Below are 6478 nucleotides of genomic sequence, written 5' to 3'. Positions count from 1 at the left end.
ACGATCCCCTGGTAGCGCTGGCCCTTGACCGGGTCCACGGTGAGGGTCAGCACGCCTTCGGGCATCAGTTCCTGCATGCCGGCGTCGGCGCCGATGGACTCCGCCGAATAGCGGGCCAGGCCACGCACCTGGCGGTCGCTGGAACACTCCACCATCAACAGCGGAACCGCGCCGCTGGAGCGCGCCTGCAATACCAGCAGGCCGTCGAACTTGAGCGTGCCGCAGAGCAGCGAGGCCGCCGCGAGCATCTCCCCGAGCAGTTGCGCGACCGGTTCCGGATAGGGATGTTTGGCCAGCACTTCGCTGTAGCTACGCTCGAGATCGACCATCTCGCCGCGCACGTCGGTATCGTCGAAAAGGAAACGCTGGCTCTGATCTGAATGGGACATGCGGGACACAACGCTACGAATGAGGGAATGACAAGTGAGTGACAAAGGCCTATAAAAGCGCGCTTCGTGACAGTCGTACGCCGACCCGGCGCCGATAGGGGGAAACGATTTTATGGATAATGCCTCTCCGTTCCAAGCGGCCTGGCAATGGCGCAAGTTCGCCACCTGTCATCTTCTGGCGCTCCTGCTGCTGATCCTGTGGCTCTGGGGCCCCACCCGCGAGCTGATGAACGGCTTCGACTTCTGGCTCTTCGACAAGCTCAACGGCTCCCTCGCCCTCAACGAAACCTGGCTGAAACTCTGGGGCCTGCTCAGTACCCGACCGTTCGACGCGGTGGTCGGGGTGATCCTGCTCTGCCTGCTGATTCGCGGCGACTGGCTGCTGCCAGCGAACCAGGTACGGCGGCTGACCTTCGGCTTCATCGTGACCCTGCTGATCCTGGTGGTGATCCGCGTGCTCTACGCCAAGATCGCCCACCACCTGCACTGGCAGCACGCCAGCCTGTCGATGCTGATGGACAAGGCCATCCACCTCAGCGACCACTTCCCGGACTGGGAACGCGTGTGGGAAATCAAGGACCGCTCCAAGCGCAGCTTCCCCGGCGACCACGCCTCGGTGCTGCTGGTCTGGGCGCTGTTCATGTCGCTGTTCGCCCGCCGCGCCGGGCAGTTCCTGCTGATCTGGACCCTGGCCGTGCTGTTCATGCTGCCGCGCCTGGTAGCCGGCGCGCACTGGGGCCAGGACTACATCGGCGGCCTGCAGATGGCCCTGCTGGCCCTCGCCTGGGGCTGCTACACACCGCTGGCGGCGAAGGCCAGCGGCTGGCTGGTGCAGGTGACCGAACCGCTGTTCCGCCTGCTAGCGAAATTGCCGCTGATCGGCCGCCTCGGCGTGGTCCGCGACTCGGCCTGAGGCCATCCCGGTCTCCCCTGCGGGAGACCGGCGCTTCTCAGTCCTGGCCGCCGCGCAACTGGTGGATCTGCCGCCGCTGCTTCTTGCTCGGCCGCCCCTCGGTCTGTACGCCCAGCGCCCCGGCCTTGCGCATGGCCGCCGCGCGCTCGCGGCTTTCCACGCTGTCCGCGGTTTCCTCGTAGAGAGCCTGGGCCTCCGGCGCGCCACGACGGACTACGGAAAGCGCGCGAATCGTCACGGTTCGCTCGTCGAAGCCCGTACGAATGGTCAATTCCTCCCCTACCCTGGGTTCCTTGCTCGGCTTGCACCGCTCGCCCCGGCAATGCACCTTGCCGCCCTCTATCGCGGCCTTGGCCAACGCCCGGGTCTTGAAGAAGCGCGCCGCCCAGAGCCACTTGTCCAGGCGCACCTTGTCGTCGTCTTTCTCGCTCACTGGCATTTCCCGTATTCGTTCCGCCGCTGTCTCGCGACTGTCATCGACAGCCGCTAGGTTCGTCTTCGGCATCCTCGGGCAGCCGTCTGGCGGCCGCCCATAGCCCTGCTAGAATGCCGGCAAAACGCCTGGAATGCCTACCCGTGAAGACATTCGACCAGCTTTCCGTCATCGGTCTGCGCGAGTGGATCGCCTTTCCCGAACTGGGCATGGTCGGGCTGCGCGCGAAGATCGACACCGGCGCCAGCACCTCCAGCCTGCATGCCTCGGACATCGTTCCCTTCGAGCGCGACGGCGAGAAGTGGGTGCGCTTCACCGCCCACCTCGGCACGCTGGTACAGCCAACATCGGCGAAGCGGGCGATGTGACCCTGTTCTTCGGCCTGTCCGGCACCGGCAAGACCACCCTGTCCGCTGATGAAAGCCGTTACCTGATCGGTGACGACGAGCACGGCTGGGGCGAGGGCGTGGTGTTCAACGTCGAAGGCGGTTGCTATGCCAAGTGCATCGACCTGTCCGAGAAGAACGAGCCGGTCATCTGGAAAGCCATCAAGTTCGGCGCCGTGCTGGAGAACGTGGTTCTCGACGAAGAGCGCGTGCCCAACTACGCCGATGACAGCCTGACCCAGAACAGCCGCGCCGCCTACCCGCTGGAGCACGTCGAGAAGCGTTCGGAGAAGAACCTCGGCGGCGAGCCCAACGCGGTGATCTTCCTGACCTGCGACCTGACCGGCGTACTGCCGCCGGTATCGATCCTGAACAATGAGCAGGCGGCCTACCACTTCCTGTCCGGCTACACCGCGCTGGTCGGCTCCACCGAGATGGGTTCCGGCGGCGGTATCAAGTCGACCTTCTCCACCTGCTTCGGTGCTCCTTTCTTCCCGCGTCCGGCCGGTGTCTACGCCGAGCTGCTGATCAAGCGTATCAAGGCCTTCGGCTCCAAGGTCTACCTGGTCAACACCGGCTGGACCGGCGGTGGCTACGGCGTCGGCAAGCGCTTCAACATCCCGACCACCCGTGGCGTGATCGCGGCGATCCAGAGCGGCGCGCTGATCGGCGCGGAAACCGAGCACCTGGACATCATCAACCTGGACGTGCCGAAGGTCGTTCCGGGCGTCGAGACCAATCTGCTCAACCCGCGCAATACCTGGGCCGACAAGGCTGCCTACGACGAGGCGGCGAAGGGCCTGGCCAAGCAGTTCATCGAAAACTTCAAGAAATTCGAGGTTTCCGACGCGATCAAGGCCGCCGGCCCGCAGCTGTAAGCCACGTTTCGGCACCATGAAAAAACCGCCTTCGGGCGGTTTTTTCATGTCCGGACGTCAGGGGTAGGTGACGGTGATCAGGTAGTTGCCGGAGCGACGACCGCTTCCGGCCAGCTCATAGCGCGCCGAGAAATCCCGTTCACCGATGACCGTATCGCTGGGTTGCAAGTGGCGCACCTCGCCGGTCTTCATCGAACGGATGCTGACATCCGCGGTGCGCGCCTGCATGGGACAGCCACTGAGGTGGAAACTGCCCTTGCTTTCGTCTTGGCGGGGAGCGCTCATCGAGCATGGTGGCTCGACAATGGCGCCGGTGAAGCGGATGACGCCGCTGATGCTGCCGGGGGCGGCGAACAGGTTGCTGGAAGTTCCTACAAGAAGACCGAACAAAGCCAGTTGGCCCATCCTGTTCATGAGCTTACTCCTACGTGAGTTCATCCTTATTTTTCTGCGTTCGTGCGTCCGGGAGGGGCCCTCTCCCAGGCGCTGGCATTGGAGTGGAATATAGGACAATTCCTTAGGAAAATTCCTTCCTAGGAATAGTCCTAGTCCTGATTCTGTAAGTAGCTGCTGTGGGGCTGCGTCGGATTTATTGAAGTCTGGTTTATCTTCTCGCCAATGCCCTAGAGTGGGCGCCCCTTTGTTCCCTCGCAGTGGATTTCCCCCATGCATATCGAAGACGCCGTTCGGAGTCGCCGTGCCATCAAGGGCTACGACTCATCCTTCAGCCTGACTCGCGAAGAGAAGGACCATCTCCTGGACCTGGCGCTGCATGCGCCTTCCGCCTTCAACCTGCAACACGTGCGGCTGGTCGAGGTCAGCGATCCGCAATTGCGCACGCAGTTGCGTGAAGTGGCCTGGGACCAGGCGCAGGTCACCGACGCGGCGATGCTGGTGGTGGTGTGCGCCCAGCTCGACAGTTGGGAGCGCAACGCGCAGCGGGTCTGGGACGGTGCTCCCGAGGCGGTACAGGCGTTCATGGCAGGCGCCATCGACACCTACTACCGCGGCAAGCCCCAGGTACAGCGCGACGAAGCCATGCGCAGCTGCGGCCTGCTGGCGCAGACCCTGATGCTGGTCGCCCGCGGCCAGGGCCTGGATTCGTGTCCGATGGATGGTTTCGACTTCGATGCCGTGGCCCGGCTGATCAACCTGCCGGACAACCATGTGATCGGCCTGATGGTGGCGGTCGGGAAAAAGGCCGTTGAACCCTGGCCGCGCAGCGGCAAGCTGCCGCGGGAAGAACTGGTCATCCGCGACCGCTTCTGACTGCCCGGATTCCCCTAGTCCGGTCCGGCGGCCCCGACCTGGCGGATCTGTTCGACCAGCCATTGCAGGGCGATGTCGCGTTCGCGCTGGGCCAGGAACACCAGTTCCAAGTGGAACGGGCCGAGGTCGAACGGCAGGTCGAACGATTGCAGGGGCAGCAATCGTTCGAAGTAGTGCGCCAGTTGTCGCGGCAGGACGCCGACCAGGTCGCTGTACGCGGCGATGTGCGCTGCCTGCAGGTAGTTCGGTGTGGTGTAGGCCACTTGCCGCTTGAGCCCCTGGCTGCCCAGCCACTGGTCGACCATCCCCTTGGTCTGCCCGCCGTGCACCCACAGGTGCTGTAGCTCCAGAAAGGTGGCCAGGTCGGGAGCCTGCGCCAGCAGCGGGTGCTGACGCCGGGCGACCAGTTGCAGGGTCTCGCTGGCCCAATGGCGGCGCTGGAAGCGCGCCGGGACGTTTTCGAAGCGGCCTAGCACCAGGTCCAGTTCGCCTTTGTCCAGCGCCTCGGCCGGCAAGGTCGGGGTCAGGTGCTGGATGGCGATGGAGATTCCCGGCGCACGCTCGCTCAGGCGGCGCATCAGGGCGGGCATGCAGATCAGTTCGACGTAGTCGGTCACCGCTACGGTGAAGCGCTGCCGGCTGCGCCCGGGATCGAAGCCCTCGCCGTCGCCCAGACTCTGTTCGATCTGCCGCAGCGCCGCGCGGATCGGCGCTTCCAGCGCCAGCGCCCGGGGCGTCGGCTGCATCGCACGACCGGCGCGGACCAGCAGCGGGTCGTCGAGCAGCTCGCGCAGGCGGTTCAGCGCATTGCTTACTGCCGGCTGGCTCAGCGCCAGGCGCTCCGCCGCGCGCGAGACGTTGCGTTCGCGCAGCAGGGCGTCGAGGACGCGTAGCAGGTTGAGGTCGAAGGTTTGGATATTCACTGCCTGAATTCCAGCTATCACAAGACTAAATTTCAAAAATAGTACGACCTTCCCCTAAGGTAGTGGTCGCTTTTTGTGCGGTCGGACTGCCCCAGGTTTCGTCCACCGTTCCTACTGCGCTCGCTACAACGAGGACAAGACCATGAGCCAGAACTTTTCCTTCCGCCAGGCCGCGGTGATCGGCGCCGGCACCATGGGTCGCGGTATCGTCATGTGCCTGGCCAACGCCGGTCTCGACGTGCAGTGGCTGGACAGCAACCCGCAGATGCTCAACCAGGCGCTCGGCGCCGTGGCCGACACCTACGCGCACAACGTGCGCCAGGGGCGCATCGGCGAAGAGGAAGCGGCCGCGCGCCGCGCCCGCATCACGCCGGTCCAGCACCTCGCCGCGATGCGCGAGGCGGACCTGGTGATCGAGGCGGTCTACGAGAACCTGGAACTCAAGCAATCGATCTTCCGCGAGCTGGACGCGGCGCTGAAGCCCTCCGCGGTGCTGGCCAGCAATACTTCCTACCTGGACATCGACGCCATCGCCGCGGTCACCGCGCGTCCGGGTCAGGTGCTCGGCCTGCACTTCTTCAGCCCGGCGCACATCATGCGGCTGCTGGAGATCGTGCGCGGCGCGCAGACCGCGCCGGCGGTGCTGGAGGCGGCCCTGGCGCTGGGCGAGCGGATGGGCAAGGTCAGCGTGGTGGCCGGCAACTGCCACGGCTTCATCGGCAACCGCATGCTCGAACCCTACGCCACCGAGGCCCGCCTGATGCTGCTGGAAGGCGCCCTGCCGTACCAGGTGGACCGGGCTCTCCAGGCGTTCGGTTTCGCCATGGGGCCGTTCCGCATGTACGACGTGGTCGGTATCGACCTGGAGTGGCGCGCCCGCGAGTTGGCCGGGGTCGGCCAGGACCAGCTGGCCGTGCAGGTAGACAACCGCCTTTGCGAGCTGGGCCGCTTCGGCCAGAAGAGCGGTGCCGGTTACTACCGCTACGCGCCGGGCAGCCGCCAGGCGGAGCACGATACCGAGGTGGATGCCCTGGTGCTCCGGGTCGCCGAGACGCTGGGCTACCCGCGGCGCGATTTCGCCGACGAGGAAATCCTCGAGCGTTGCCTGCTGGCGCTGGTCAACGAGGGCGCGAAGATCCTCGACGAGGGTATCGCCGCCCGTAGCGCCGACATCGACACTGTCTACCTGAACGGCTACGGCTTCCCCGCCGCGGAGGGCGGTCCCATGGCCTGGGCCGATCGCCTCGGCGCGGCCGAGCTGCTGCAACGCTGTCTCTTATACACACT

7 protein-coding genes and 2 pseudogenes are annotated in these 6478 nt (G+C 65.2%); 5 read left to right on the top strand and 4 right to left on the bottom strand.

Features of this window, described 5'->3' with window-relative positions; translation table 11 throughout:
* A partial coding sequence (hslO, locus tag FFS27_RS26300; protein WP_171019234.1) for an Hsp33 family molecular chaperone HslO occupies positions 1–389 on the bottom strand: 389 nt, incomplete at its 3' end.
* A gap of 112 nt (positions 390–501) precedes the next feature.
* On the opposite strand from hslO, the gene FFS27_RS26295 reads away from it, so the two are divergent.
* Positions 502–1302 (top strand): phosphatase PAP2 family protein, encoded by an 801-nt coding sequence (locus FFS27_RS26295; protein ID WP_137952305.1) that lies wholly within the window; start codon positions 502–504, stop codon positions 1300–1302.
* A gap of 37 nt (positions 1303–1339) precedes the next feature.
* Here FFS27_RS26295 and FFS27_RS26290 read toward each other — a convergent pair whose 3' ends face one another.
* Positions 1340–1735, bottom strand: coding sequence for an RNA-binding S4 domain-containing protein (locus tag FFS27_RS26290; RefSeq protein WP_003136003.1), 396 nt, complete (start codon positions 1733–1735; stop codon positions 1340–1342).
* Positions 1736–1878: 143 nt separating this feature from the next.
* On the opposite strand from FFS27_RS26290, the pseudogene FFS27_RS26285 reads away from it, so the two are divergent.
* Positions 1879–2076: pseudogene (locus FFS27_RS26285) on the top strand (putative ATP-dependent zinc protease); the annotation flags it as partial.
* Positions 2058–2999 (top strand): annotated as a pseudogene (locus tag FFS27_RS26280) (phosphoenolpyruvate carboxykinase (ATP)); the annotation flags it as partial. The pseudogenes FFS27_RS26285 and FFS27_RS26280, both read left to right, overlap by 19 nt.
* Positions 3000–3056: 57 nt before the next feature.
* Here FFS27_RS26280 and FFS27_RS26275 read toward each other — a convergent pair.
* On the bottom strand, positions 3057–3413 hold the full coding sequence (locus FFS27_RS26275; protein ID WP_003109981.1) for a hypothetical protein: 357 nt from the start codon (positions 3411–3413) through the stop codon (positions 3057–3059).
* Positions 3414–3665: 252 nt separating this feature from the next.
* On the opposite strand from FFS27_RS26275, the gene FFS27_RS26270 reads away from it, so the two are divergent.
* Entirely contained in the window at positions 3666–4268 is a 603-nt protein-coding gene (locus tag FFS27_RS26270; protein ID WP_003136000.1) for a nitroreductase family protein, read from the top strand.
* Positions 4269–4282: 14 nt separating this feature from the next.
* Here the strand turns inward: FFS27_RS26270 and FFS27_RS26265 are convergent, their stop codons facing one another.
* Positions 4283–5191, bottom strand: coding sequence for a LysR family transcriptional regulator (locus tag FFS27_RS26265; RefSeq protein WP_003096239.1), 909 nt, complete (start codon positions 5189–5191; stop codon positions 4283–4285).
* Between the two features lie 142 nt (positions 5192–5333).
* Between FFS27_RS26265 and FFS27_RS26260 the strand changes: the two genes are divergently transcribed.
* Positions 5334–6478 (top strand): 3-hydroxyacyl-CoA dehydrogenase (locus FFS27_RS26260; protein ID WP_137952304.1); only part of this gene is annotated, 1145 nt, incomplete at its 3' end.

Origin of the sequence: Pseudomonas sp. 2VD, assembly GCF_005503585.1 — a bacterium.
GTDB lineage: Bacteria > Pseudomonadota > Gammaproteobacteria > Pseudomonadales > Pseudomonadaceae > Pseudomonas > Pseudomonas aeruginosa.
The sequence above is the reverse complement of the archived record's forward strand: the minus strand, read 5'-3'. Positions and strand labels throughout refer to the sequence as shown.